This is a genomic window from Limnobaculum xujianqingii (genome assembly GCF_013394855.1).
In the GTDB taxonomy this organism is placed as follows: Bacteria; Pseudomonadota; Gammaproteobacteria; order Enterobacterales; family Enterobacteriaceae; genus Limnobaculum; species Limnobaculum xujianqingii.
Genome location: NZ_JABMLK010000001.1, coordinates 1,577,153 through 1,602,204 on the forward strand (window position 1 = coordinate 1,577,153; position 25,052 = coordinate 1,602,204).

Sequence of the window (25,052 nt, forward strand, 5' to 3'; positions counted from 1 at the left end):
TCTGATGAGTCAACCGTTACTGCAACTGGATAACATTTCCCGCCAGTTTCCAGCGGGAGAGCAAACTGTTACCGTCCTGAAAGAAATCAACCTGACGATTCATTCTGGCGAAATGGTCGCGATTGTTGGTGCCTCAGGTTCAGGTAAGTCTACGCTGATGAATATCCTTGGCTGTCTGGATAAGCCCAGCGGAGGAACTTACCGGATTGCCGGACGAGCAACCAATGAACTGGCTCCTGATGATTTAGCAGAACTACGTCGTGAACACTTTGGTTTTATATTTCAGCGTTATCACCTGTTAGGAGATCTGACTGCCGCGGGTAACGTCGAAGTGCCTGCTATCTATGCGGGAACCGAGCGTCAAAAACGCAAGGAGCGGGCCGTAGCGCTGTTAACTCGTCTGGGGTTAGATGAACGTACCAGCTACCGCCCCAGTCAACTCTCTGGCGGTCAGCAGCAGCGTGTGAGTATTGCTCGCGCACTGATGAATGGTGGTCAGATTATGCTGGCGGACGAACCCACTGGTGCGTTAGACAAGCACAGTGGACAAGAAGTACTGAAAATCCTTAAAGACTTACACAGCCAGGGACATACCGTGGTGATTGTCACCCACGATATGCAAATTGCTGAACACGCTGAGCGCATTATTGAAATCAGTGATGGCAGTATCATTGCCGATCGGAAAGTACATAAAGAACCAGAAGATGTTGTTCAAAAGTCATCTTCATCATCCCATGCAACTAAAACCAATAATGGCTGGCTTGCTTTACGGGATCGGTTTGTTGATGCCTTTAAAATGGCACTACTGGCTATGTTTTCCCAGCGTTTGCGTACCTTCCTGACCATGTTAGGTATTATTATTGGTATCGCTTCAGTGGTTTCCGTGGTGGCATTAGGGGAAGGTTCCCGTCAGAAAATTCTGGCTGATATTAGTTCTATGGGCACCAGTACGCTGGAGGTATTTCCCGGTAAAGATTTCGGTGACCGTAAAGCCTCCACAATACATACGCTGCGCGGAAGCGATGCGGATGCCCTGAGCCAGCAAAGTTATGTTCATAGCGTCACCCCCAGCGTCACCACTTCCACAACGTTCCGGGTCAATAACCAGTCGGTAACCGGCACAGTAAACGGTGTCGGCCAGCAATTCTTTGATGTCCGCGGTTATAAAATGGAACTGGGCATGGCCTTTAGCCAAAGCAGCGTAGATTCTCTGGCTCAGGATGTGGTCATTGACTCTAACACCAAAGAAAAGCTGTTTGGTAAAAACAGTAATCCGGTTGGACAGGTAATCTTATTAGGCAGCCTGCCGGCCCGAATCATTGGTGTGGCAGAAGAACAGCAAAGTGGTTTTGGCAGCAGTGAAAGCCTTAATGTCTGGTTGCCTTACACTACTGTAATGAAGCGCATGCTGGGTCAGTCATATTTGAGAAGTATTACAGTGCGTATCAAAGACAATATTGATATGGACGTAGCTGAACAAGGGGTTACTAAGTTATTAACCCAACGCCATGGCACTCAGGATTTCTTTATTCTGAATACCGACAGCATTCGGCAAACTATTGAAAATACCACCGCAACCATGACGCTACTAGTCTCCATGATCGCAGTCATCTCTTTAGTAGTTGGTGGTATTGGCGTAATGAATATTATGTTGGTTTCAGTAACAGAACGAACCCGGGAAATTGGGGTGAGAATGGCAGTTGGAGCCCGTTCCAGCGATATCATGCAACAATTCCTGATTGAAGCGATCTTGGTCTGCCTGTTAGGTGGCGCATTGGGCGTAGGATTAGCACTGGGCATTGGCGTCATCTTCGATCAATTGGTTAGCAGCTTCTCCATGGTCTACTCCATAACCTCAATCGTTGCCGCATTTGTCTGCTCAACCATGATTGGTATGATTTTTGGCTTCTTCCCTGCCCGCCGGGCGGCAAGAATGGACCCAATCAACGCGCTGGAACGAGAATAACGCTTTCCGCAAAACAAGATGCCCATAACTACGGTGGGCATCAACTTAATGGCTACGTCTGACAGGCATAATTTTATGCTTCAAAATAGTCAATCGGAGGGAGACCTTTCCGTTTGGGTCGACTTGGCGTAAGCCAACGAAGCGCCCATAGGAAAGGTAGGCCCGACGCACTCCGAGGCTAAATACAGATGGTTTTCCGACCGTTCCAAGTGCACAAATATAAGCACATTATCTTTACGGTCGGAATATCCACAAGTACTGATTTATCAGGTTTCTCAGCACTCTGGAGTCCATAACTACAATGGGCATCCACCACTAATCATCAAACACACCCGTCGACAAATAACGATCCCCACGATCGCAAATAACCGTCACAATCACGGCACCTTTATGTTGAGCAGCAATACGTAATGCTCCTGCAACAGCACCGCCAGAACTTACTCCGCAAAAAATACCTTCACGAGTAGCCAGTTGCTTCATCGTTAATTCCGCCTCAATCTGACTGATATCCATAATGGTATCCACCAGCTCAGGACGAAAAATACCCGGCAGATATCCGGGAGACCAACGACGAATACCCGGAATACTGCTGCCCTCGGCAGGCTGTAAACCAATGATTTGAACCGCAGAATTTTGCGATTTTAAATAGCGGCTAACGCCGGTAATAGTTCCGGTGGTTCCCATGCTGGAAACAAAATGGCTAACCTGACCGGAAGTTTGCTGCCAGATTTCCGGACCGGTAGTAGTGAAGTGTGCATAAGGATTATCATCATTATTGAACTGATCGAGGATCTTCCCCTGCCCGTCAGCAGCCATCTGCTGCGCCAAATCTCTGGCACCTTCCATACCCTGCTCACGGCTGACCAGAATTAACTCAGCTCCATAGGCACGCATAGATGCCTGACGTTCACGACTCATATTGTCCAGCATAATTAAACGCAGAGAATAGCCTTTTAACGCAGCAATCATCGCCAGAGCAATACCGGTATTACCACTGGTGGCCTCAATCAACCGATCGCCTGGGTGAATCTCACCTCGTTGTTCAGCACGTTGGATCATCGATAGTGCAGCCCGGTCTTTTACCGATCCTGCCGGGTTATTGCCTTCCAGCTTAACCCAAACCTCACTTTCCAACCCTTCTGTCAGCCGCTGTAATCTTACCAGCGGCGTATTTCCAATATAGTCTTCTAAAGTTGACACGTGCTCTTCCGGATGTAGATAGGTATTTACACAGAGGCCTCAGGCACTTTTTGCGTAGGGATAGCTTTGCAACAGTAATTTATCCCCGGCGTACAAACGCGCCCGCTCTCCTCCAATATAGTAACGCTCACCTTTTTGTGGCGGCGCGCCATGTTCATGACTAAAGGTAACGCTAAGTGGCGTTTGTTGCCAGCCTGATGGTTGTAATGTGAGCTGCCAGTAATGACCTTTTGGTATGCTATCCATCACCTGCACCGGTAATACGCAACGAGATGTCGGTTGAGCGCTTAGTTCTACTTCCCACGGACGTAAATAAAGTTCCACCGCCCCCTGATGTATTGGCGATACTTCCAGCGGCCAGTGATACTGCCCCACCAACAAGCGATTACCTTTGATTTCGGCCTTAATCTGGTTAACTTCACCAAGAAACTCCAGCACAAAACGGCTTTCCGGTTCACGCATTACTTCTTCCGGTGTACCAACCTGCTCAACGTGTCCCTGACTCATGACTACCACGCGATCGGCAATTTCCATCGCTTCTTCCTGGTCGTGAGTCACAAATACACTGGTAAATTTTAACTCTTCATGCAATTGACGCAGCCAACTACGCAGCTCTTTACGAACCTGAGCATCCAACGCACCAAAGGGTTCATCCAGCAACAGGATTTGTGGGTCAACAGCTAACGCGCGTGCCAATGCTACCCGCTGACGCTGACCACCGGATAACTGAGAAGGAAAACGATTTGCCAGATGGCTCAGTTGAACCATTTCCAGCAGGCCATCTACTTTCTGCTTAATTGCCGCGGCGGTTGGACGTTCACGTCGAGGCAGTACTGTCAGGCCAAAAGCAACATTATCAAACACTGTCATATGACGGAATAACGCATAATGCTGGAATACAAAACCAACCTGACGATCCCGCGCATGAAGGCGGCTGACGTCTTTTCCGTTAAAACTCAACAGGCCAGAGCTTTGATACTCCAATCCGGCAATAATTCTCAATAACGTAGTTTTACCCGAACCGGATGGCCCCAGCAGTGCCAACATTTCACCAGAATGAATATCCAGAGAGATATCCTGCAAGACTCTGGTTTGGTCAAAGTATTTATTAATACCTTTAATCTCAATGCTCATGATTTATCTCCTGAGTATCTTGCTTTTTCTGACGGGCAATACGCCATTGCAGGGTACTTTTTAAGAACAAGGTAACAATCGCCATCAGGGTTAACAGGCCTGCGGCAGTAAAGGCAGCAGCGGTATTGTAGTCCTGATGAAGTAGCTCAACCTGTAACGGTAAGGTATAGGTTTCACCACGAATAGAGCCAGACACCACCGAAACTGCACCAAATTCACCAATCGCCCGGGCATTAGTCAGTACTACGCCATACAGCAACGCCCAGCGAATATTCGGTAACGTAACCCGACGGAACATTTGCCAGCCGGAAGCACCCAGCAGCACCGCCGCCTCATCTTCCTGACTGCCCTGACTCATCATCACGGGAACCAGTTCGCGCACCACAAACGGACAGGTAACAAAAATAGTGACCAGCACCATGCCCTGCCATGAAAACATCAGTTGAATATTGTGTGATTCCAGCCAACCACCAACCACACCGTTTGAGCCGTAAAACAGTAAATACAGCAACCCTGCTACTACCGGTGACACAGCGAAAGGAATATCAATCAACGTCAACAACAGCTGACGACCACGAAACTCAAAACGCGTAACCAGCCATGCCAGCAACGTACCAAAAACCAGATTCACCGGTACGGTAATCAACGCAATCAGTACCGTTAGCCAAACCGCATGCAGCATGTCCGGATCGCTCAGGTTATTCCACAGTGCGTCTATACCGGCAGAAAATGCAGTAACAAAAATGGCCACCATCGGTATCACCAGCAACAACATGGAAATCACTATGCCGGTAATAATAAGTGCCCACTTACCCCAGTTAATCTGGCGAGCGCTGAATGTCTGTTGGAAAGTAAAATCTGTCATTAATGACCCCCAACCCGTTTGCCATAGCGGCTCTGCAAAACGTTAGCAATGAATAGCAATACCAGAGAAGCCGCCAGAATAACTGAAGCAATGGCACTGGCTGCTGCATAGTTAAACTCTTGCAGACGAATAAAGATCATCAACGAGGTCACTTCAGTCTTCCAGGCGATATTACCGGCAATAAAAATCACTGCGCCAAACTCACCCAAACTGCGGGTAAATGAAAGTACTGTGCCGGTCATTAACGCCGGGGCAACTTCCGGTAATACTACCCGGCGAAAACTTTGCCAGCGGCTGGCTCCCAGAGTTTCAGCCGCTTCTTCATATTCAGGTCCCAGCTCTTCCAATACGGGTTGAACCGTTCTCACCACAAAAGGAATACTGGTAAATGCCATGGCGACGGCAATACCTAACCAGGTAAATGAAACTTTAATTCCCAGTTCTGCCAGCCAGGTACCGTACCAACCAGTAGTGGAAAACAGACTGGCCAACGTTAAGCCTGCAACTGCCGTTGGCAAAGCAAAAGGTAAATCCATCAGGCCATCCAACAACGTACGGCCCGGGAAACGGTAACGGGTCAAAATCCACGCCATCAACATGCCGAAAGCAGCATTGAAGACACTGGCCACTGCTGCAGCGGCCAGCGTCACTTTATAAGCCGCAACTACTTGAGGATGTGTTACTACCTGCCAGTATTCATGCCAGCTCATGTTGGCGAGCTGCATAACGAGTGCGCTCATGGGCAACAGCAGAATTAAGCAGGTAAATAACAGGCTACTCCCTAAACTCAGAGAGAAACCGGGTAATACACGCTTAGCAGGTATTGATAACAACATTAGCTTTTATGCCCCGCAGCCAGCAGTTGGTCTAAGATGCCATCGGTATTGAAATGTACTTTCATTACCTGCTCCCAGTTACCAAACTGATCTTCAACTTTAAACAGTTTTACCTGCGGGAATTGATCCTTCACCGCATCCATCGCTGCTTTGTCATATACGCGGTAGTTATAGCGAGTGAAAATTTGCTGAGCTTCCGGGGTATACAGAAAATCCAGATAGGCTTTAGCCTGTTTCTCTGTGCCATTGCGTTCAACGTTACGATCGACCCAGGCCACAGGAAACTCCGCCAGAATATCGACTTCAGGAACCACAACATCGTAGTTATCAGCGCCGTACTGCTTTTGAATGTTTTTCACTTCAGATTCAAAACTAATCAGCACATCGCCTAACCCACGCTCAACAAATGAGGTGGTAGCACCGCGTCCGCCCACGTCAAACACCGCTACGTTTTTCAGGAAGCGAGTCATCCATTCGCGAGTTTTTTGCTCATTGCCACCATCGGCCAGATTAGTCGCTCCCCAGGCAGCTAAATAGGTATAACGACCATTACCGGAAGTCTTAGGATTGGGGAAAACCAGCTTCACGTCATCACGAACCAGATCGTTCCAGCCATTAATCTTTTTCGGGTTTCCTTTGCGTACCAAAAACGCCATGGTGGAATAATAAGGTGAACTGTTATTTGCCAGACGGCTTTGCCAGTTGGCAGGAATCAGATTGCCTTTATCATGCAGAATCTGCACGTCTGTTACCTGATTGTAAGTAACCACATCGGCTTTTAAACCCTGTAGAATTGCCAGCGCCTGTTTTGATGAGCCGGCATGAGACTGTTTGATGGTTAAGTCTTCACCCGTCTTTTGCTTCCAGGCTTTTTCGAATACCGGATTAATTTCAGCAAACAGCTCACGAGAAATATCATAAGAGCTATTCAGTAACTCAGCCGCAGAGACAGAAGACGTCGCAATCATCGTTGCGATAACCCAGCTTTTCAGCCCTAATTTTTTCATTTTACACTCTCACTTATCGCTAAAAATGATGCTTTGATAAGTCATAGTGTATGGGCTGAATTCACTTTTTTATAACAATTTCATATACCGTTTCTCACTGATTAAGAGCAAAAAGGAATATGCAATATGGACGCTGAGGCGAGGGAAATAACCGAAGGGAAATTGTCAGAAAAAACAATCGGGACAGCGCAGATTATTTCCACGCTGTCCCGATTCAAATTATAAAGCGAGTAACTTGTCTAACGATGGAGCAAAGAAATAGCTGCCGGTTACCGGTTTGCTGAATCTTAACAGTTGATCTGTTTTACCATCCCGCTCACCAAACATACTCAGCAGTTGCTGCTCAATATTATGCAGATGGGCACAATAAGCGATAAAGAACAGACCATGTTCACCGCTGGCAGTACCATACGGCAGGCTCTGGCGAATAATTTTCAGCCCTTTGCCATCTTCTTTCAGGTCAACACGCCCCAGATGAGAGGTTGGCTGGCGTTTGTCGGATGGCAGCTCTTCGTTATCTACTTTTGTCCGGCCCATGGCGTTCTCTTGGGCTTTCACTGACATATTGTTCCAGACATCAAGATTATGCACATAACGCTGTACCATCACATAACTACCGCCAGCATCTTCCCCTTCAGGAATAATACCAACGCCAGGGCGAGCATCTCCTTCCGGGTTTTCTGTGCCGTCAACAAAACCGCTTAAATCCCGCTCTTCTGTCCAGCGAAAACCGTGAGTTTCTTCTTCTACAGTGATGGCTGAACCAAAAGCTTTTAACGCGGCCTGAGCCAGAGTGAAATTAACATCATGACGTTGAGACAGGATATGAACCAACATATCGCGCTGAGTGGCTGGCGCTAATCCGTTACCCAGAGGGGTAAATGGCTTAAGTTCACTGGCACCCTGACCATTAGACAGTGTCTTCCACAGGTCTGAACCAAAAGAGATAACTGCACCTAATGCAGCTTCAGGATATTTTTGTTGCAGTTCGGTCAACGTATTCACAAACGTTTTGCAGCCGGTACGGATCTGTTCTAAATCCTCACCAACCTTTGCTTCAATAAAAATACCAAAACGACAATGTTCCGGCAAAATACCGCTCTGAACCTGAGCCATGACTCAATCCTCATATCAATGAAAAGCGGTGCTGTTTGCTGGCACCGCTTTAACTAAACATGAGTCTATAATAACTAAATCAGACCACGCTATCATGCGCTAACTCAAGTCTGAATAAAGATTTAGCCTATTACTTTGATTGCCATATCATTTTACTGATAGTCCAGACTTTTAGCTTATCGTCAGAAGGCATGATCTCTGATGGCCCCATCCACTCGCCGCTAAACACATAGGTAATACGCGAACTTTCCGGTGAACGGCAAAGTACTTTGCCACTATCATCTTCAGTACCAACCCGACAAACATCAAATGCTTTCTGATAAAGATCGCTGAATGGCGTACCCACATGAGAACCTTTTGGCGTCTCAATAGACTTGTCCATTACTTCAATTCGCTCAACCCGGTTTGATGAATTGCCGTGAAAAACCAGCATCACTTTATCGTCGTTCATCGCTTCATAGTAACTGGTCACCTGACCATTACTCATTCCCATGCCTTTACGTAAACGATAATCACCATTTAACGTTTGATTCAGTGCTTTTTCTTCCATCGGAGTTACAGCGGAAATAGCACCTAATCCTGCATTATTTAACTCCAGAGAACTACCAAACCAGTTAGTTGGCGATAGCTTAGACCAGGAAAAATTACTGACTGTCGAACATCCTGTAATGAAAAATGGAACCAACAGTAAAACAATACGTATATTCATCTATTATCCTATTAAGTGAATAAAATCAGGGTATAACGCAACGCCTTAATACTCCTGATCCTCAATCAGGCGTTTACCAATGCACACCGTATTCTGGATTTCATAACCCAGTTTCTCATACATACCAATAACGGCATCGTTATCATCACGCACTAAAAGCTGTAATTTTGGGCAACCACGCGCTATCAGCTTCTTTTCCAGACGGCTGATAAGAGCATTCGCAATGCCCCGACCACGATAATCAGGGTGTACACCAAGATAATAGGCAGAGCCGCGATGGCCATCATATCCGCCCATAATAGTGCCAACTACCTCACCTCCGACCTCGGCAACCAAAAACAGTTCAGGATCGTTATTCTGTTTCCGTTCAATATCGGTTTCAGGATCGTTCCACGGGCGCAGTAAATCGCAGCGTTCCCACAGTGTCACAACATCTTCAAAGTCATCTTGTTTATAGATACGGATTTCCATCATCTTCACCGTTTAACCCTGTTATAGTGCACGATTATGGTAAGTTTAGCGTTAAGTGCAACAGATAAGTGAAGATTCCCCGGTTCATTGCTTAAATTAAATGCGGAATCATCACTCAATTTTCCTGATGATGAGTCATCAGAGCGATAAGGATCAACTATGCAAATCTGGGTCGATGCCGATGCCTGCCCCAATGTAATAAAAGAAGTGCTGTTTCGAGCCGCCGATCGTGCGCAAGTCATGGTAACTCTGGTCGCTAACCAATATATCAAAACACCACCCTCCCCTTATATCCGCAGTATGCAAGTTGCATCAGGCTTTGACGTAGCAGATAACGAAATCGTTAAGCGCACCGAACCCGGAGATTTGGTTATCACCGCCGATATTCCACTGGCGGCTGAAGTGTTGGAAAAAGGCGGAGCCGCCATTAATCCCAGAGGTGAACGCTACTCGCCCGCCACCATCCGAGAAAGGCTCACCATGCGTGACTTTATGGACACCATGCGTTCCAGCGGCATTCAAACCGGCGGCCCCAGCACCCTGAATCAACGCGATCGCCAACAGTTCGCTAATGAACTGGATAAGTGGTTGTTGATGTTTAAGCAGCAGAAATAGAAGAAACCAGTAAATCAACATTAATGAACATTCCGACCGTAAAAACATAGTGCCTATATCTACACCGAGAACGGTCGGTAAACCATCTGTACTTAACTACGGAGTGCGTCGGGCCTGGCCGGGTTAGGGGCCCTTCGTTGGCTTACGCCAAGTCGACCCCAACACCCGTCCCTCCCAACGATTAGCTATATTAAGGTACAAAACTGAATTATCTAACTTTGTCATCAATCGAAGTCTGACTCATATAGTTATAAATCTTGTCACTTAAACAGCAAAAATAGAAAAAGCCTGCAATACAAATTGCAGGCTTTAGATATTGCGATATCAAACGGAGGGAGAGATTTCCGTTGGGGTCGTAGCAGCTTTAGCTGCCGGAGCGCCCCTAGGGAATCTAGGCCCGACGCACGCTAATGCCGAGACTGATGGTCTTCCAGACGAGCACCATGCTCATATAAGCACAATGACTTTTACGGCCGGAATATCCTTAGCAGCCAATTAGAACCATCTAATCAGCAGCATCAGAACCCATTCGGAATCCCCGTCATATCCGGAAGCTTATGCGCAATCCCCTTATGACAATCAATACAGGTTTTACCCTCTTTAATTGCCATAGAGTGCATCTTGCCGGCGACGGTTTTCTGCTCGGTAAAGTCCATATAATCAAAGCTGTGGCAGTTACGGCATTCCTGAGAGTTGTTACCCTCCATTCGTGCCCACTCATTTTTCGCCATTTGCAAACGATGCTCGTCAAACTTCTGTGGAGTATCGATAATGCCCATCGCTTTACCATACAGCTCTTTAGATGCCTTGATCTTACGGATCATCTTAGGAACAAACTCTTTCGGCACATGGCAGTCAGAACAAACGGCGCGTACGCCAGTTCGGTTGCTGTAGTGCACCGTATCCATATATTCCTGATAGACGTTATCACGCATCTCATGGCAGCTGATACAGAACTTCTCGCTGTTCATGACTTCCATACCGGTATTGAAACCGCCCCAGAAGACCACGCCCGCTACAAAGCCCATTGTCAGCAAGGTACCAATCGCCAGACGGCTGGGGGTTCTGAACCAAGTCCATGCCCGGCGAATTACACCTGGTTTTTTATCTTTACTCATGAATCCCCCGATTACTTACCATATCCCGGTGCCGGTGTGAACGTATTACCAATGATTGGCGCAGCGTCAGCCTGAGGCACGTGACAGGACTGGCAGAAGTAGCGACGCGGTGCCACATTGCTGCTGACATGACCTGCACTATCAACAAAGTGAGTCGGGCTGATGCGTGGTGCACCGGTAGTACGATAACTCTGTACTCCGTGACACTTCAGACAAGTATTCACTTTCGTTGTCACCTGATAACCATCCACACTGTGTGGAATCATCGGTGGTTGGTTAACATAATCGAGCGCCATACGAGACTGTTCTTTAGGCATAATAACTGAGCCTTCAGGGGTACCGGATACCTCTGGTGACTGGCTCAAATCAACGCTATCTGCAGCAAACGCCACACTACCGGAAACTAATGCCACCAGCATAGTCCATAAGGTAAGCTGCTTTCTCAAGACGTTACTCTTCATTCCTCTACTCCCGAACGATGGAATCGTGTTTTTATTTGAAATACTTTCTCTGAACAGACATCAATACAGCGACCGCAGGAGATACATTCTTTACTCAGCACTAATGGGCTATCCTGTTTACCGAACAGTGGGCCACGTAGCACCTGCGGTTCCGGACAGATATGAATGCAATCCATACAACGGGTACAATCTTTGCGATTTTCCGCACTGATGCGCAGTACACCTTTACAGCCAATTGCGCTATAAAGAGCACCAACAGGGCATAAATGACCACACCAGCCATGCTCCACCACCAGCAGGTCAAACAGGAATACCACCACAATCAGCCAGATGCTGGCGCCAAAACCGAAAACTAAACCGGTAATAATGCCAGATGATGCCGAGTGACCGAATCCACTGATTAACCCACGGCCAAATGCGGATACCGGATTTACCCATTCCCACACCAGTGTACCGGTAATGGCACTGCCGATGATAATGGCAACCAGAATGCCATAGCGCAGCGTTGCCGGAATCGTCGCGCTGCTGCGCAGCCCCAGCTTACGCCGCAACCAGGCAGCAAAATCGGTTACCAAACCGAGTGGACAAACCCAACCGCAAAATAGCCGACTGGCAAACAATGCATAGGCCAGCGCAATAATCACGCCACCAATCAGGGCATACCATTCAGACCATGCCGCCCAGCCAGATTGCTCTGGCACCTGAGGAAGATGACCGCTGGCCAGCGTTTGCAGCATCATTAATGGATCGCTAAGCGGAATAGTATCCAGCAGCATACTGCCGCTATAGTTACCCCGTAGGATCCAGACGCCAATAAGTGGCCCGGTCAGATACATCGACAGAATAAGCAGTTGACTGATACGGCGAAAAACCAGGAAGCGATGGCTATACCACCAGCCGTATTTCACCTGGGCCTCATGGCCTGCGTTCTTAGGTGCATTTGCCATTATTGCCCTCCTTCCGGTTTACGGGTTGGCAGAGTCAGAGCCTCAGGGATTAATGAATGCCCTGCTTTATCTTTCTCTATCCATCCCAGCCGATAGTGTTTACCCAGTTTGCCCTGTGCCAGTGAGAGCGGAAGTACCTTAATTGCCGCTTCTTCCAGTACGCAAGCTTCTTCGCATTTACCGCAGCCGGTACAGTATTCACTGTGCACGGTAGGTAAAAACATCGCATGTTTATTCGTTCGCTCATTACGGTGTAATTCCAACGTAATGGCTTTATTAATTAACGGACATACGCGATGGCAAACGTCGCAGCGCAAGCCCTGCCAGTTCAGGCAGTTCTCGTGGTCAAGCAATACCGCCAGCCCCATACGGGAATTATCAATATCTGTCAGAGAAGAATCGAGGGCACCACTCGGACAGGCTTTAACGCAAGGAATATCTTCACACATCTCACAGGGGATCTGGCGAGCAACAAAGTACGGGGTGCCCGTTGATACAGGTGACAACAGCGTTGCCAGCTTTAACGTATCGTACGGACAATCCTGTACGCATTGCCCACAGCGAATACAGGCGCGGTTAAACGCCTCCTCAGACAGCGCGCCAGGTGGACGCAGAGCGACCCCCTCACGTGCCTGAGACTGTTTCTGTGGAATACCCAGCAACAGCGTCAGACCGGCCAGGCCGCCTGCGCTGCGTGCTACGTCGCGTAAAAAGCGGCGACGTGCGGGTCCTTTATCCCTTTCATTAGCCATAATCGTGCGCCCTGCTTTCCTTATATTTTAACGACTTTAACCGCACATTTTTTGTAGTCAGTTTCTTTTGACAGTGGATCGGTTGCATCCAATGTCAGTGCGTTAACTAACTGTGCTGCGTCAAAGAACGCCATATATACCAGCCCTTGCGGTACCCGGTTACGACCACGAGTTTCCACAATTGTGATAACTTCACCGCGACGTGACTGAATCTTCACTTTATCGCCGCGACGCATACCACGTTTCTGGGCATCCTGTGGGTGAATAAACAGTACTGACTCAGGGAAAGAGCGGTGCAGTTCCGGTACGCGACGCGTCATTGAGCCTGTGTGCCAGTGTTCCAGCACGCGGCCAGTTGACAGCCACAGGTCATATTCTGCATCCGGACTTTCTGCAGGTGGTTCATAAGGCAGGGCAAAAATAACTGCTTTACCATCTGGCTTACCGTAGAATTTAACGCCTTCACCGGCCTTAACATACGGGTCATAACCTTCACGGTAACGCCACAGGGTTTCTTTGCCGTCAACTACCGGCCAGCGCAGACCGCGAGCTTTGTGGTAGTCATCAAATGGAGCCAGATCGTGAGCATGACCACGGCCAAAGCTGGCATACTCTTCAAACAGCCCTTTTTGCAGATAGAAACCATAATCATGGGATTCATCGTTTAACTGGCCTTCCGCCAGCTCATCCAGTTTGAACTTATTAACCTGGCCGTTAGCAAACAGAATTTCGTACAGTGTTTTACCACGATATTCCGGGTTCTTATCTAACAGCTCGGCTGGCCAAACTTCATCGGTTTTAAAGTACTTGGAGAATTCAACAATTTGCCACAGGTCAGATTTTGCCTCACCCGGCGCTTTAACTTGTTGACGCCAGAATTGACCGCGACGCTCGGCGTTACCGTAAGCACCCTCTTTTTCCACCCACATTGCGGTAGGCAGAATCAGGTCCGCAGACAGCGCACTGATGGTTGGATAAGGATCGGATACCACTACGAAGTTACGCGGATCGCGCCAACCCGGCATACGGTCTTCATTGATGTTTGGACCAGCCTGCATATTGTTAGTACACAGTGTCCAGTAAGCGTTTAACTTACCGTCTTTCAGCGCACGGTCCTGAGCTACGGCGTGCAGGCCAATAGAACCCAGAATGGTGCCTTCCGGCAGTTTCCACTTCTGTTCTGAAATCTTACGGTGTTCTTCGTTGGTTACTACCATGTCTGCAGGCAGACGGTGTGCGAAAGTACCTACTTCGCGCGCAGTACCACAAGCAGAAGGCTGACCAGTCAGAGAGAATGGACCACAACCCGGTAGAGAAATTTTACCGGTTAACAGGTGAATGTTGTAACACAGGTTGTTCGCCCATACGCCACGAGTATGTTGGTTGAAACCCATGGTCCAGTAAGAAACCACTTTTACATTTGGATCGGCATACAGTTTAGCCAGCTCAACCAGTGAGTCTTTTGGTACACCGGTCATTTCAGCAGTTTTTTCCAATGTGTACTCTGCAACGAACGCTTTATATTCGTCAAAAGTCATTGGGCTGGATTTGTCGCTGTTTGGATTTTTAGCCGCTTTTTCCAATGGATGGTTTGGACGTAAACCATAACCGATATCAGTATCACCACGGCGAATGTTAACGTGCTTGTCCAGGAAATCCTGATTAACTGCGTTATTCTGAATGATGTAGTTAGCGATATAGTTCAGGATAACCAGGTCAGTTTGCGGTTTAAAGATAATCGGGTTATCGGCTAATTCAAAGCTACGGTGTTCATAGGTAGACATGACCGCAACTTTAACGTTTGGATTAGACAAACGACGGTCAGTAATGCGCGACCACAGGATCGGGTGCATTTCTGCCATGTTGGAGCCCCAAAGCACGAAGGCATCAGCATGCTCGATGTCATCATAGCAGCCCATTGGTTCATCCATACCGAAAGTACGCATGAATCCAACTACGGCACTCGCCATACAGTGACGGGCATTCGGATCAATGTTGTTAGAACGGAAACCCGCTTTAAATAATTTAGCGGCGGCGTAACCTTCCCAAATAGTGAACTGACCGGAAGCAAACATACCGCCGCCGTTTGGACCTTGTTCTTTAAAGGCTTTTTTGTATTTTTCACTCATCACGGTGAATGCTTTATCCCAGCTAACCGGAGTAAATTCACCATTCTTGTCGTATTCGCCGTTCTTCATCCGCAGCAGCGGCTGAGTTAAACGGTCTTTTCCGTACATAATCTTAGGTAAGAAGTAACCCTTGATACAGTTTAACCCACGGTTAACTGGTGCATCCGGGTCACCCTGAGAAGCGACAACACGACCGTTTTGCGTACCAACCAGTACGCTACAGCCGGTACCACAGAAGCGGCATGGCGCTTTATCCCACTTAATTGATTGATCCCCGTCAGCAGCAACAGCTACTGTCGGAATAGTCATTCCTGCGGCAACTGCGGCTGCAGCCACTGCATTTGCTTTCATGAAGTCTCGACGACTGAGTTTCATGGCGTATCCTCACCTTGCTCATCTTGCTGGTGATAAACCAGCGACACCGCCAACACACCGGCTATATCACGTGCTGACTCAATTTGGGCAAACAGAACATCTGAATTGTCCGCCTGCATAACAACAATTAACTTTCCTTCGTCTTCATTCACCCCGGGAATCTCTGTTCCTGGTAGTGCATACAGCGCTTCGCTTACTTTAGGTATATCTTCCCGACGTACCTGAACAATCAAACTACAAACGTGCCAGTCATTCTTTTCCGTCATTATCTTTATCACTCTCACGGGTTGTTATTGCCTGAACCGGACAGCTTCGGACACAGCCCCCACATCCTGTACAGCTCTCTCTTTCCAGCTCCGGTTGAGCAATGCCCCCCAACCGTAGTTTGAATTTAATGGCATAGGGCTCACAGGCGTCCTGACAGCTTCGACAGGCCACCCCCTGATAAGTGAGACACGTTTGATTAATCACTGCATAACGCTGCCAGGGCTGACTTTCCGTTGAATGAAATATCGGTTCCGGACAAACTTCTACACAACGTTTGCAAAACGTGCACTCTGCACGTTGAAAATCCAGCTCAGGAAAACCCTGGTTACCACTTACTGTGATGACGCCGGTTTCACAGGCCCCAACGCAAGCATGGCAACGGCTACAGCCATCGGTAAACAACACTTCCTCTACCGACCACGGCGGCCTGATAGCATCGTGGCCTCGCCATTGACCACGTAACAGATTTCGCCGGGATAAAATTGACATGCTTTAATTTCTCCACTCACTCAGGAGGACATCATTTATTACTTACATCATCTCTGTTACTTAAAACGACATATTTAGAGACTCTGGCCAGAGTAAGTTAATCCTTGCGAAGTAGAGATATAATTACTCTTAAGGGGTAAATAGGTAGGTAGCTTGCGCTAGATCAATCGTTCGCTGCATTTTTAACCCAATATTTGACCCACACGGCATTTTATTTGGTTATTTTTGGGTTAAAACCCAGCAGAATAATCAGTAGACTAAACGAAAAGCAGATTACCATTATCGCAAGTTAGCATCGGTAGCTGATAATTTGCTCTGCTACATGGACATGACAAGGTACAAATCAATTAACGCTCTGGGGATTTATGGCTTCTGTTAAACGCTCAGTAACCAATAGTATAGCCCGCATGCTGATCGCGATTGTGATCCTCTCAATTCTGTCTGCCGGACTTGCTTTGATATCGCTAGCCGCCAGCCGTACAGATGCCGAAGCCATCAATATTTCTGGTTCTTTGCGCATGCAGAGCTACCGTCTGGCCTATGATCTGACGACCAACTCCCCTTATCTGAACTCTCATATCCGGCAGTATGCGCTATCGATTAATGCGCCTGCCTTAAAAGAGATTAACGAATTTTACTTTCCGGCGGATATCCAACAAAAGTACCAAACTTTACTGGATCGCTGGCAGGAGCTGGAACAAGAGTTAACGCATAACAATGGTGATATCTACATCAGTCAGTTGGCTGATTATGTTAATGAAATTAATGAGTTCGTACTGGCCATCCAACTGTTTTCTGAACTGAAACTCAAAGCTGCTGTTTTTATCAGTATTATCAGTGTACTGAGTACCATTGGGTTGGTGTTCTATGTTATCCACTTCAGCCGTCGGGAAATTGTCGATCCCCTTAACCGAATGGTGACCGCCAGCCACTATATTCAGACCGGGCGTTTTGACCATCAGCCGTTAGATGTAGAAAAACATAATGAGTTAGGCGTACTGGCGACGGCCTTTACCTCTATGTCATCTGATTTGGAAAAGATGTACCAATCGCTGGCAGAAAAAGTAGAAGAGAAAACCGTTAAGCTGACTCAGGCTAACCGTTCATTGGGTGTTTTATACGATTGCCTTCAGGCCCTGAGCGTTAGTCAGGTTGATCGTCAGTGTTTTGAGCAGGTTCTGCGTATTGTTCGCACCAGTGAAAATATGGTGGCGATTCGCCTGGAAATTCAGGACAGTGGAGAAGGCCGTTGGGTACTTGAAGAAGGTATTGAGGACGAAAATCGTATTTGGCAACATTTGCCACTACAGCAAGATGAACAGATTCTGGGTAAGATGAGCTGGCAATGTTCAGACACCGCAGTCCACCCACAGTTAATTGAAAACGTAAGTAATATTCTTAGTCGGGGAATCTATTTTAACCGGGCGCAAAAACGTTATTTACAGGTACTACTCATGGAGGAGCGAGCCACTATCGCCCGGGAACTTCATGACTCGCTGGCACAATCGCTTTCTTTCCTGCGAATTCAACTCACCTTGCTTAAACGTGTTATTCCCAGTAATAATGAGAAAGCTATGAGTGTGATTACTGATTTCGATCAGGCACTTTCCAGTGCATATCGTCAGCTAAGGGAACTATTAGCCACATTTCGACTCACAATTCAGGAAGCTGACTTGCACGAAGCGCTAAATCAGTTAATCACTCCGTTACAGGCACAAACGGAAGTTCCTATTCAAATGCACTGTGCCCTTTCTTCACAGGCGTTAAATGCACAACAACAGGTTCACGCATTACAAATTGTTCGTGAGGCGGTTTTGAATGCCATAAAACACGCCAATGCGAGCCTGATTAGTATCAATTGCGAACCTACAAATGATGGTAATAATATGATTACTATTACCGATAACGGGGCCGGAATAAAAAGTTTAGATGAGCCAGAAGGACATTACGGGCTCAACATTATGAGTGAACGAGCTTCACGTTTAGGTGGAACATTAACCATTGGGCCGCATGAAGAAGGTGGGACACTAGTCCGTCTTATCTTCCCTCAACAATAACAATGACAAGGTTAGAAATAGCTTTGCGGCACCTTTCAATAATTTTAAAAAGAATGGAGTAATGACAGTGCAAGAACAGTGCAATATTTTGATCGTAGACGATCATCCCCTGATGCGGCGTGGAGTCCGGCAGTTGCTTGAACTGGAACCTTCGCTCAACATTGTGGCAGAAGCCAGCAACGGCAACGAAGCTATTACCTATGCCTGTCAGTTGCTACCCGACCTGATTTTGCTGGATCTGAACATGAAAGGTCTGTCAGGTTTAGATACCTTGAAAGCCCTGCGTAATGAGGGGATTGCTGCCCGTATTATCGTACTAACCGTTTCTGACTCCCGCAGTGATATTTATGCGCTAATTGATGCTGGTGCCGATGGCTATTTGCTAAAAGACAGCGAGCCAGAGCTGTTACTGAAGAAAATTCTACAGGCGGCCAACGGTGAGAATGTGTTTAGCGACATTATTCTTGAGTATCTTGAGACCCGGGATGACCAAAGCGATCCATTTGAGTCGCTAACGGAACGTGAGTTAGATGTGCTGCAAGAGGTGGCCCGTGGTATGTCTAACAAACAAATCGCCTCTCATTTGCACATTTCCGAAGAAACGGTAAAAGTACATATTCGTAATATGCTGCGTAAGCTAAACGTTCGTTCACGCGTAGCGGCAACCGTGATGTATCTGGAAAGAAAAAGCCAGTAACGGTTAAAAGTTAATTTGGTGAAAGGACCGGGCTTTCGATGGGGAGCTCGGTTTTTTTATTGTCAGCGATTAACAACCAGGCTGTACTTTAATTGGTCAATGATTCATTTCATTAATTTTATCTCTTTTCAGTTTTTTCTTTCTCCGTTAATACCTTTGAAATACTTTCCCCCTCCCCCCTGATTTAATGGTAAATTTATTGGCTATCCTCCCTGCTTTATCAGCCTTTTGCTGAACGGATAAGTTTACGGCAGGTGTACTAATTTTGACTGATGAGGGAATCTCTTTGAAAACGACATACAGCCTCTACGGCATTAAGAATTGCGATACCATCAAAAAAGCCCGCCGCTGGCTGGAAGAACACCAGATAGACTACCGTTTTCACGATTACCGCACTGATGGTTTAGACGATCAGTTACTGCAACAGCTTATTGATGGATTGGGCTGGGAGCCACTGCTCAACACTCGCGGAACCACCTGGCGCAAGCTAAGTGACGATCAAAAAGCCGCAGCCACTACTGAAGCTGGCGCTAAAACACTCATGCTGGAACAGCCGTCCATTATTAAACGCCCGGTATTGGTTATTAATGACAAAATGCTGTTAGGTTTTTCTGTCGACAACTATCAGCAATTTACCGGTGGAGATAAATAATGTTCTGTCCGGTCATTACTCTGGCTCAACAGTTAATTAAACGACCTTCTTTAAGCCCGCATGATGAAGGCTGCCAGCAAATTATGATTGAACGGTTAAAAGCCATTGGTTTTACCGTTGAAGAGATGAATTTTGGCGATACCCTTAACTTCTGGGCATGGCGAGGCGGTCATAATGGCACGCCTACCCTGGCGTTTGCCGGTCATACGGATGTAGTTCCAGCCGGTGATGAAAGCCACTGGCATCAGCCACCGTTTGAACCCACGATTCAGGACGGTTTCCTGTATGGTCGTGGCGCAGCAGATATGAAAGGTTCACTGGCTGCGATGGTGGTGGCCGCCGAACGTTTTGTTGCCGCTAACCCCAACCATAGCGGGAGACTTGCCTTTCTCATCACTTCAGATGAAGAAGCCAGCGCGGTTAACGGTACGGTTAAAGTGGTCGAAGCATTAGCCGCGCGCCGCGAGCGCGTTGATTATTGTCTGGTGGGTGAGCCCTCCAGTACTGAACGTGTAGGTGACGTGGTTAAAAATGGACGCAGAGGTTCAATTACCGCCAATTTGACCATTCATGGTACTCAGGGACACGTGGCTTACTCTCATCTGGCAGATAATCCCGTCCACCGCGCAACACCATTTATTAATGAATTAGTGAATACCGAATGGGACAGAGGCAATGAATTCTTCCCGGCAACCAGCATGCAAATCGCCAATATTCGCGCCGGTACCGGCAGCAATAATGTGATCCCTGGTGAAATGTTTGTACAGTTCAATTTCCGTTACAGTACTGAGCTGACCCATGAGCAGATTATGCATCAGGTACAAGCCATGCTGGAACGCCACCAGTTACGCTATACCATCGAATGGAACCTGTCCGGAAAACCATTCCTGACTCCGCGCGGTAAGCTAGTTGATGCGGTATCCCATGCGGTAGAGTATTACGCGGCAACTACGCCACAGTTGCTCACTAATGGCGGCACTTCCGATGGTCGTTTTATTGCTCAGATGGGAACGCAAGTCGTAGAGCTTGGACCGGTCAATGCTACTATTCATAAAGTGAACGAGTGTGTTAAAGCCTCTGATTTGCAGCTACTTAGCCGTATGTACCAAAAAATCATGGAGCAGTTATTAGTATGATGACGCCAGCCATGTTGACCGGCCAAAGTGAAGATCATCTGGTCACACTAACGGGAAATCATCGCCTGCAGCCGGAAGCGGTTAGTGCTTTTCTTGCCATGCAGGCCGCAGCAAAAGAGGCGGGATTTAACCTTCAGCCCGCCAGCACCTTTCGCGATTTTGCCCGCCAGCAAATGATTTGGAATGAAAAGTTTATTGGTTTGCGTCCGGTGATGGATGCCATGAGCCAACCAATGGATATCTCAACGCTGGACGATGAACAACGCTGCTGCGCAATTTTACGCTGGTCTGCTATGCCAGGAGCCAGTCGCCATCATTGGGGAACCGATCTGGATATTTACGATCCCGACCAACTACCAGAAGGGGAAAAGCTACAGCTGGAACCCTGGGAATATGAAGAAAATGGCTATTTTTATCCGCTAACCTGTTGGTTAAGCGCTAATATGAATAAATACGGCTTCTATCGACCTTTTGTCAGCGATCAAGGTGGTGTTGCCGCAGAACCATGGCATCTCAGCTATTATCCACTGGCTCAACAGGCTGAACATATGTTGACCCCAGAACTTTTGCTGTTAGCCTGGCAGGATAAAGAAATTGCGGGTTTTAGCTGGCTCTCTTGCCATCTTAACCAGGTATTTAAACGTTTTATCACCCTACCCAACGGAGTGTCATCATCATGCATTGGTTAGCAGACTACTGGTGGGTAATCCTGATCATTCTGGTCGGTATTATTATCAATGGCATAAAAGCACTGTATAAAGTGAATTATGACCGTTCAATGAAAGAGAACTCAAAGCTTCCTCCTCACCGTGATAACAATGCGGCGTGGGACAAAGAGGAAGATGAAGAGTGGAACCGTAACAATAAAAAGTAGGCTATCGTTCTGCTAAGCTGCCGGATTGATAACCGGCAGCTGTGCCGCTACCCAGTTTTGCCAGTAATGACATTTCGCTGAATTTAGCGCCAACAGCGCCTCGGCGACCTCTTGCCTCCACAGCTGTATTAACGCTTTACGTCCGTTAAGATTACTCTCTTCTACCAGCAGTTCTACGGTTGTCTGCCCTTCCAGCAGCTGTCTTAAGCAACCACAAATTGCCACCTGATGGCGTAACAGACGATACAGTGATACCTGACTAGCCTCCAGCGTACGATGAGCAAACGCAAAACCAGACAGTTCACGCCAGTCCTCCTCAGCCAACTCTGCCGGAGCTATATCATTAACATGATGCAGTTTGACACAAGGTAGCAATTGGTTAAGTAAAAATTGACGCTTAGCCCTTCTGGCGAGTAATACTGCATCCTGACTAAAAGGCACAATGGCCATTGCTGCATAACACCCACTGCTGGCTTCCTGATGGCTTCCCATATGAATAAGTTCAAAACCACAGGCCTGCCAAAATTGCCATAACTCTTCGGTATAGCCAAAGCTCACTGACAGATAATCTAAACCCCGTAACTTCGCCCGTTCAATTTGCTGAACAATAAGAGCTCGGGCAATGCCCTGGCGGCGCATGGAAGAGACCACGGCAATACGGCTAATTCTGGCAGAACACAACTGGGGTGCTAAATATTCAGCGCCGTGAGCCGCCAGCGATTGGGCTACCAAATTTCCCCGAGGCCGACGACGACCGGCCCAAACTTCGCGAGCCAAATCCGGAGATAGTCCGCCTTCATCCACCAGCCACAGTGCGGCAATAACGGACTGCTTATCATCCAAACCTACAGAAAAAGATAAACCCGGAGCATCGAACAGGCGACGTAAATCTAACGGAGTTGTACGGTAATGAGCACTGGTTAATAAACCATAAAATTGGTTAAGCAGTTTTTCATTATCAGCCAATTGATGCTGATTAATCTCGATAATCTGCTGTAGCTTACCCGGTTTTTCACTCAGACTATTTTCAGCTTCTACCAGCAATAATTGATGGATACAGCGTTCCAGCGGATCGTTTTCTGCCCAGCGAATTGGCTGTTGCAGATTTAGCAGATGCATATCCTTTAGACCAGCACAGAACTTTAATAAAAATCCCCTACCGCTGCCTTCATAACCTTGAACGGTCGTCGTCAGCAACACTCTGGGAAAACAGGCAATTAATCGGTAGAGCTGTGGAGCAGGTATTGCAGCGGCTTCATCAATAATTAGCCAGTCTGTATTTTTCGGTAGTTCTGCCTGACACCGTTCCAGCAGAGCATCCGGTGCCCAAAAGCTAATCTTACCGTTAGCCCATTGCTGTAAAGTATTTCCCGATGTCTGAGCCGGTGCCGTTAGCCAGCATTCACCTTTACCTGCCCACTGAGCAGCCAGCATGCCTGCCAGAGCCGATTTTCCGCGCCCGCGCCCGGCAATTAGCACATAGGTGCCGGTATCTGCCCTCAGCAAATTCTCCAACAAATGTTGTTGCTCTTCTGTCGGGGAACCATTGGGTACCATCCATACTTTTCGTTCTGCCAGTAATTGACCGGTAAATTCGCCATTTTGCGGCCAGAACAGTACATCTGAGTCAGCATTCAGTTGACGTTTAATATGTTGAATAAAGTGGGGAGTACAAATAGGTTCAGGTGCTTCACTCCAGCGTAGGCTATCGTTATCCGGTTGCTGTTCCAGACTGCTCCATTCAGGTAGCAATAGTACTAACAGGCTTCCTGATGACAAAGTACCGGAAACGGCAATTAATGCCTCCGCATTGAAACCTTCACAGGCATCAAATACGGCATAGTGAAACTCTGAACCTAACAAATTTTGCACAGCTTCTGGTTTACGCTGTAGTTGGGGGTAATCCGATAATGGTGTATCGGCTATCCACAGCCAGTCACCGGAATATTGACGGGTAAAACCCAGCGCCTGCTGGCGGCACCATTGTGCCTGACCGCTTAAAATCAACAGTCGGCGCACGCCATACTGCTGCATCTGACTAAGGTAAGGCGCTAAATCAATATTCATCGCTGGGCTATCACTTTATGATTGATTCGTTTATTTGGTAGCTGATTATATTCATATTATTGATGAATACATATTAGTTAAATCTGGGACGTAATTGTTCAGCCATATAATCCAGAAAAGTGCGACAGACCAGAGATAAACCTTTACTGGAAGCAAAGATGGCATGTACGTGAGTTGATGGCGAGCGCCACTGTGGCAATACCTGAATCAGACGTCCATCATCGATAGCTTTATAACAGTCATATTCAGGAATTAGTGTGACACCTAACCCCTTCGCCGCCGCCTGAACCAGAACATTTAGGTTGTTTGCTAACAGACGGGGCTGTATATCTATTTTCACCCGTTGCTGTTGCTCATTTTCTAATACCCAGTGACTCATCCGGCTACGACTCAGTGTAGGTAAACTACTCAAGCCTTCCAGAGTCAACCGTTTGCCATATTGAGCAACAAAATCCGGACTGGCAACCAGCCAGTCTCGCTGATTCCCCAGGCTTTTCATATGTAAATTCGAATCTGCCAGCGGTAATGGCCTGGCCTGAAACGCGATATCTATACCTTCATCAAGAATATCCACATCGCGATTAATCGCCAGCAGATCAATTTGTACTTCATGATATTGCGCCAAAAAATCCTGCACCAAAGGGCCGATCAGGACCTCCGTCATCATTACCGGAGCGCTAATCCTTAACCGCCCTTTTGGCTGTCCGGAGACGTCATCAATTACCTGCTGGGCTATTTCTGCCTGTTCCAGCATCTTTACGCACTGTTCCGCATACTTCTGCCCAATATCGGTTATTTGTAACTTGCGGGAAGAACGCTGTAGCAACCTGACCCCCAAACGCGTCTCCAGTTCTGCTACCCGTCGACTGATTAAGGATTTCGAAACGCCCAATGCTTTACCTGCCGCAGTAAAACCATGGAGCTGAACAACGGCAGCAAAATAAGCCATATCATTTAAATCCTGACTCATTGTTTATTGTCCTGAAAATGGAACGATATGTTTTAAATTTAGATATTTCACATTAATTATGCAACGAATATTCTTATCCTGGTTAATTAAATGCAAGCAACCGGAAACTGACTATTGATTAAGAGAGGTTTTGACCTTCCTG

At 47.3% G+C, this 25,052-nt stretch carries 25 protein-coding genes; 8 read left to right on the top strand and 17 right to left on the bottom strand.

Going from position 1 to position 25,052, the window contains the following annotated elements; all coding sequences use genetic code 11:
- Positions 1 to 4: 4 nt before the first annotated feature.
- Positions 5 to 1,966 carry a MacB family efflux pump subunit gene (locus GOL65_RS07175; RefSeq protein ID WP_140919921.1) on the top strand — a complete coding sequence of 654 codons (1,962 nt, stop codon included), beginning with the start codon at positions 5 to 7 and terminating at the stop codon, positions 1,964 to 1,966.
- A gap of 315 nt (positions 1,967 to 2,281) precedes the next feature.
- On the opposite strand, the gene cysM is transcribed toward GOL65_RS07175, so the two are convergent.
- The 8 genes from cysM to GOL65_RS07215 all read right to left on the bottom strand — a co-directional run bounded on the left by cysM (position 2,282) and on the right by GOL65_RS07215 (position 9,304).
- Positions 2,282 to 3,166: a cysteine synthase CysM gene (gene cysM, locus GOL65_RS07180; protein ID WP_140919922.1), complete on the bottom strand. Its 885-nt coding sequence runs from the start codon at positions 3,164 to 3,166 to the stop codon at positions 2,282 to 2,284.
- 39 nt (positions 3,167 to 3,205) lie between these two features.
- The gene (cysA, locus tag GOL65_RS07185; RefSeq protein ID WP_140919923.1) at positions 3,206 to 4,300 is read right to left on the bottom strand and encodes a sulfate/thiosulfate ABC transporter ATP-binding protein CysA; all 1,095 of its coding nucleotides are present in this window, start codon (positions 4,298 to 4,300) and stop codon (positions 3,206 to 3,208) included.
- Positions 4,290 to 5,165 carry a sulfate/thiosulfate ABC transporter permease CysW gene (cysW, locus tag GOL65_RS07190; protein ID WP_140919924.1) on the bottom strand — a complete coding sequence of 292 codons (876 nt, stop codon included), beginning with the start codon at positions 5,163 to 5,165 and terminating at the stop codon, positions 4,290 to 4,292. The genes cysA and cysW overlap by 11 nt, the downstream gene beginning before the upstream one ends.
- On the bottom strand, positions 5,165 to 5,998 hold the full coding sequence (cysT, locus tag GOL65_RS07195; RefSeq protein ID WP_140920066.1) for a sulfate/thiosulfate ABC transporter permease CysT: 834 nt from the start codon (positions 5,996 to 5,998) through the stop codon (positions 5,165 to 5,167). Before cysT ends, cysW begins: the two co-directional genes overlap by 1 nt.
- A 2-nt stretch (positions 5,999 to 6,000) precedes the next feature.
- Positions 6,001 to 7,008, bottom strand: a complete 1,008-nt coding sequence (gene cysP / locus GOL65_RS07200) for a thiosulfate ABC transporter substrate-binding protein CysP (RefSeq protein WP_179038206.1) — start codon at positions 7,006 to 7,008, stop codon at positions 6,001 to 6,003.
- 219 nt (positions 7,009 to 7,227) lie between these two features.
- On the bottom strand, positions 7,228 to 8,124 hold the full coding sequence (locus GOL65_RS07205) for a Dyp-type peroxidase (RefSeq protein ID WP_140919926.1): 897 nt from the start codon (positions 8,122 to 8,124) through the stop codon (positions 7,228 to 7,230).
- A gap of 130 nt (positions 8,125 to 8,254) precedes the next feature.
- Positions 8,255 to 8,833: an RpoE-regulated lipoprotein gene (locus GOL65_RS07210; RefSeq protein WP_140919927.1), complete on the bottom strand. Its 579-nt coding sequence runs from the start codon at positions 8,831 to 8,833 to the stop codon at positions 8,255 to 8,257.
- A gap of 45 nt (positions 8,834 to 8,878) precedes the next feature.
- Positions 8,879 to 9,304 (bottom strand): GNAT family acetyltransferase, encoded by a 426-nt coding sequence (locus GOL65_RS07215; RefSeq protein ID WP_140920067.1) that lies wholly within the window; start codon positions 9,302 to 9,304, stop codon positions 8,879 to 8,881.
- Positions 9,305 to 9,463: 159 nt separating this feature from the next.
- Here GOL65_RS07215 and GOL65_RS07220 point away from each other — a divergent pair, with 159 nt between their 5' ends.
- Positions 9,464 to 9,919 (top strand): YaiI/YqxD family protein, encoded by a 456-nt coding sequence (locus GOL65_RS07220; RefSeq protein WP_140919928.1) that lies wholly within the window; start codon positions 9,464 to 9,466, stop codon positions 9,917 to 9,919.
- A gap of 518 nt (positions 9,920 to 10,437) precedes the next feature.
- Here GOL65_RS07220 and napC read toward each other — a convergent pair.
- The 7 genes from napC to napF are packed head-to-tail and all read right to left on the bottom strand — an operon-like array spanning position 10,438 to position 16,457.
- Positions 10,438 to 11,037, bottom strand: a complete 600-nt coding sequence (gene napC, locus GOL65_RS07225; RefSeq protein ID WP_140919929.1) for a cytochrome c-type protein NapC — start codon at positions 11,035 to 11,037, stop codon at positions 10,438 to 10,440.
- Between the two features lie 11 nt (positions 11,038 to 11,048).
- Positions 11,049 to 11,498, bottom strand: a complete 450-nt coding sequence (gene napB / locus GOL65_RS07230) for a nitrate reductase cytochrome c-type subunit (protein WP_140919930.1) — start codon at positions 11,496 to 11,498, stop codon at positions 11,049 to 11,051.
- Positions 11,495 to 12,445, bottom strand: coding sequence for a quinol dehydrogenase ferredoxin subunit NapH (locus GOL65_RS07235; RefSeq protein WP_140919931.1), 951 nt, complete (start codon positions 12,443 to 12,445; stop codon positions 11,495 to 11,497). Before GOL65_RS07235 ends, napB begins: the two co-directional genes overlap by 4 nt.
- Complete coding sequence (gene napG, locus GOL65_RS07240; RefSeq protein ID WP_140919932.1) at positions 12,445 to 13,197, bottom strand: ferredoxin-type protein NapG; 753 nt, start codon at positions 13,195 to 13,197, stop codon at positions 12,445 to 12,447. Before napG ends, GOL65_RS07235 begins: the two co-directional genes overlap by 1 nt.
- A 20-nt stretch (positions 13,198 to 13,217) precedes the next feature.
- Positions 13,218 to 15,701: a nitrate reductase catalytic subunit NapA gene (gene napA / locus GOL65_RS07245; RefSeq protein WP_140919933.1), complete on the bottom strand. Its 2,484-nt coding sequence runs from the start codon at positions 15,699 to 15,701 to the stop codon at positions 13,218 to 13,220.
- Positions 15,698 to 15,967 carry a chaperone NapD gene (gene napD, locus GOL65_RS07250; RefSeq protein WP_140919934.1) on the bottom strand — a complete coding sequence of 90 codons (270 nt, stop codon included), beginning with the start codon at positions 15,965 to 15,967 and terminating at the stop codon, positions 15,698 to 15,700. The genes napA and napD overlap by 4 nt, the downstream gene beginning before the upstream one ends.
- On the bottom strand, positions 15,951 to 16,457 hold the full coding sequence (gene napF / locus GOL65_RS07255) for a ferredoxin-type protein NapF (protein ID WP_179038207.1): 507 nt from the start codon (positions 16,455 to 16,457) through the stop codon (positions 15,951 to 15,953). The genes napD and napF overlap by 17 nt, the downstream gene beginning before the upstream one ends.
- A gap of 365 nt (positions 16,458 to 16,822) precedes the next feature.
- Between napF and narQ the strand changes: the two genes are divergently transcribed.
- From narQ to GOL65_RS07285, 6 genes are all read left to right on the top strand, one after another.
- Positions 16,823 to 18,514 (top strand): nitrate/nitrite two-component system sensor histidine kinase NarQ, encoded by a 1,692-nt coding sequence (narQ, locus tag GOL65_RS07260; RefSeq protein WP_140919936.1) that lies wholly within the window; start codon positions 16,823 to 16,825, stop codon positions 18,512 to 18,514.
- Positions 18,515 to 18,575: 61 nt separating this feature from the next.
- On the top strand, positions 18,576 to 19,211 hold the full coding sequence (narL, locus tag GOL65_RS07265; RefSeq protein WP_140919937.1) for a two-component system response regulator NarL: 636 nt from the start codon (positions 18,576 to 18,578) through the stop codon (positions 19,209 to 19,211).
- Between the two features lie 286 nt (positions 19,212 to 19,497).
- On the top strand, positions 19,498 to 19,863 hold the full coding sequence (locus GOL65_RS07270; RefSeq protein ID WP_228399002.1) for an ArsC family reductase: 366 nt from the start codon (positions 19,498 to 19,500) through the stop codon (positions 19,861 to 19,863).
- On the top strand, positions 19,863 to 20,999 hold the full coding sequence (gene dapE, locus GOL65_RS07275; RefSeq protein WP_140919939.1) for a succinyl-diaminopimelate desuccinylase: 1,137 nt from the start codon (positions 19,863 to 19,865) through the stop codon (positions 20,997 to 20,999). The genes GOL65_RS07270 and dapE overlap by 1 nt, the downstream gene beginning before the upstream one ends.
- Complete coding sequence (locus GOL65_RS07280; RefSeq protein WP_140919940.1) at positions 20,996 to 21,688, top strand: M15 family metallopeptidase; 693 nt, start codon at positions 20,996 to 20,998, stop codon at positions 21,686 to 21,688. The genes dapE and GOL65_RS07280 overlap by 4 nt, the downstream gene beginning before the upstream one ends.
- Complete coding sequence (locus GOL65_RS07285) at positions 21,676 to 21,873, top strand: YpfN family protein (protein ID WP_140919941.1); 198 nt, start codon at positions 21,676 to 21,678, stop codon at positions 21,871 to 21,873. Before GOL65_RS07280 ends, GOL65_RS07285 begins: the two co-directional genes overlap by 13 nt.
- Before the next feature lie 12 nt (positions 21,874 to 21,885).
- On the opposite strand, the gene GOL65_RS07290 is transcribed toward GOL65_RS07285, so the two are convergent.
- Both GOL65_RS07290 and GOL65_RS07295 read right to left on the bottom strand, forming a co-directional pair.
- Positions 21,886 to 23,940: a tRNA(Met) cytidine acetyltransferase TmcA gene (locus GOL65_RS07290; protein WP_228723067.1), complete on the bottom strand. Its 2,055-nt coding sequence runs from the start codon at positions 23,938 to 23,940 to the stop codon at positions 21,886 to 21,888.
- A 73-nt stretch (positions 23,941 to 24,013) separates the two neighbouring features.
- On the bottom strand, positions 24,014 to 24,910 hold the full coding sequence (locus GOL65_RS07295) for a LysR substrate-binding domain-containing protein (protein ID WP_140919942.1): 897 nt from the start codon (positions 24,908 to 24,910) through the stop codon (positions 24,014 to 24,016).
- Positions 24,911 to 25,052 lie beyond the last annotated feature (142 nt).

Bases quoted from the DNA above. Each gene is read 5' to 3' on its own strand.
- GOL65_RS07280 (WP_140919940.1), top strand. From the start codon at position 20,996: ATGATGACGCCAGCCATGTTGACCGGCCAAAGTGAAGATCATCTGGTC.
- cysW (WP_140919924.1), bottom strand. From the start codon at position 5,165: ATGACAGATTTTACTTTCCAACAGACATTCAGCGCTCGCCAGATTAAC.
- GOL65_RS07210 (WP_140919927.1), bottom strand. From the start codon at position 8,833: ATGAATATACGTATTGTTTTACTGTTGGTTCCATTTTTCATTACAGGA.
- GOL65_RS07290 (WP_228723067.1), bottom strand. From the start codon at position 23,940: ATGAATATTGATTTAGCGCCTTACCTTAGTCAGATGCAGCAGTATGGC.
- cysP (WP_179038206.1), bottom strand. From the start codon at position 7,008: ATGAAAAAATTAGGGCTGAAAAGCTGGGTTATCGCAACGATGATTGCG.
- GOL65_RS07235 (WP_140919931.1), bottom strand. From the start codon at position 12,445: ATGGCAAATGCACCTAAGAACGCAGGCCATGAGGCCCAGGTGAAATAC.
- GOL65_RS07220 (WP_140919928.1), top strand. From the start codon at position 9,464: ATGCAAATCTGGGTCGATGCCGATGCCTGCCCCAATGTAATAAAAGAA.
- napG (WP_140919932.1), bottom strand. From the start codon at position 13,197: ATGGCTAATGAAAGGGATAAAGGACCCGCACGTCGCCGCTTTTTACGC.
- napD (WP_140919934.1), bottom strand. From the start codon at position 15,967: ATGACGGAAAAGAATGACTGGCACGTTTGTAGTTTGATTGTTCAGGTA.
- cysA (WP_140919923.1), bottom strand. From the start codon at position 4,300: ATGAGCATTGAGATTAAAGGTATTAATAAATACTTTGACCAAACCAGA.
- napF (WP_179038207.1), bottom strand. From the start codon at position 16,457: ATGTCAATTTTATCCCGGCGAAATCTGTTACGTGGTCAATGGCGAGGC.
- narQ (WP_140919936.1), top strand. From the start codon at position 16,823: ATGGCTTCTGTTAAACGCTCAGTAACCAATAGTATAGCCCGCATGCTG.
- narL (WP_140919937.1), top strand. From the start codon at position 18,576: ATGACAGTGCAAGAACAGTGCAATATTTTGATCGTAGACGATCATCCC.
- GOL65_RS07205 (WP_140919926.1), bottom strand. From the start codon at position 8,124: ATGGCTCAGGTTCAGAGCGGTATTTTGCCGGAACATTGTCGTTTTGGT.
- GOL65_RS07285 (WP_140919941.1), top strand. From the start codon at position 21,676: ATGCATTGGTTAGCAGACTACTGGTGGGTAATCCTGATCATTCTGGTC.
- GOL65_RS07215 (WP_140920067.1), bottom strand. From the start codon at position 9,304: ATGGAAATCCGTATCTATAAACAAGATGACTTTGAAGATGTTGTGACA.
- napA (WP_140919933.1), bottom strand. From the start codon at position 15,701: ATGAAACTCAGTCGTCGAGACTTCATGAAAGCAAATGCAGTGGCTGCA.
- GOL65_RS07295 (WP_140919942.1), bottom strand. From the start codon at position 24,910: ATGAGTCAGGATTTAAATGATATGGCTTATTTTGCTGCCGTTGTTCAG.
- GOL65_RS07175 (WP_140919921.1), top strand. From the start codon at position 5: ATGAGTCAACCGTTACTGCAACTGGATAACATTTCCCGCCAGTTTCCA.
- napB (WP_140919930.1), bottom strand. From the start codon at position 11,498: ATGAAGAGTAACGTCTTGAGAAAGCAGCTTACCTTATGGACTATGCTG.
- dapE (WP_140919939.1), top strand. From the start codon at position 19,863: ATGTTCTGTCCGGTCATTACTCTGGCTCAACAGTTAATTAAACGACCT.
- napC (WP_140919929.1), bottom strand. From the start codon at position 11,037: ATGAGTAAAGATAAAAAACCAGGTGTAATTCGCCGGGCATGGACTTGG.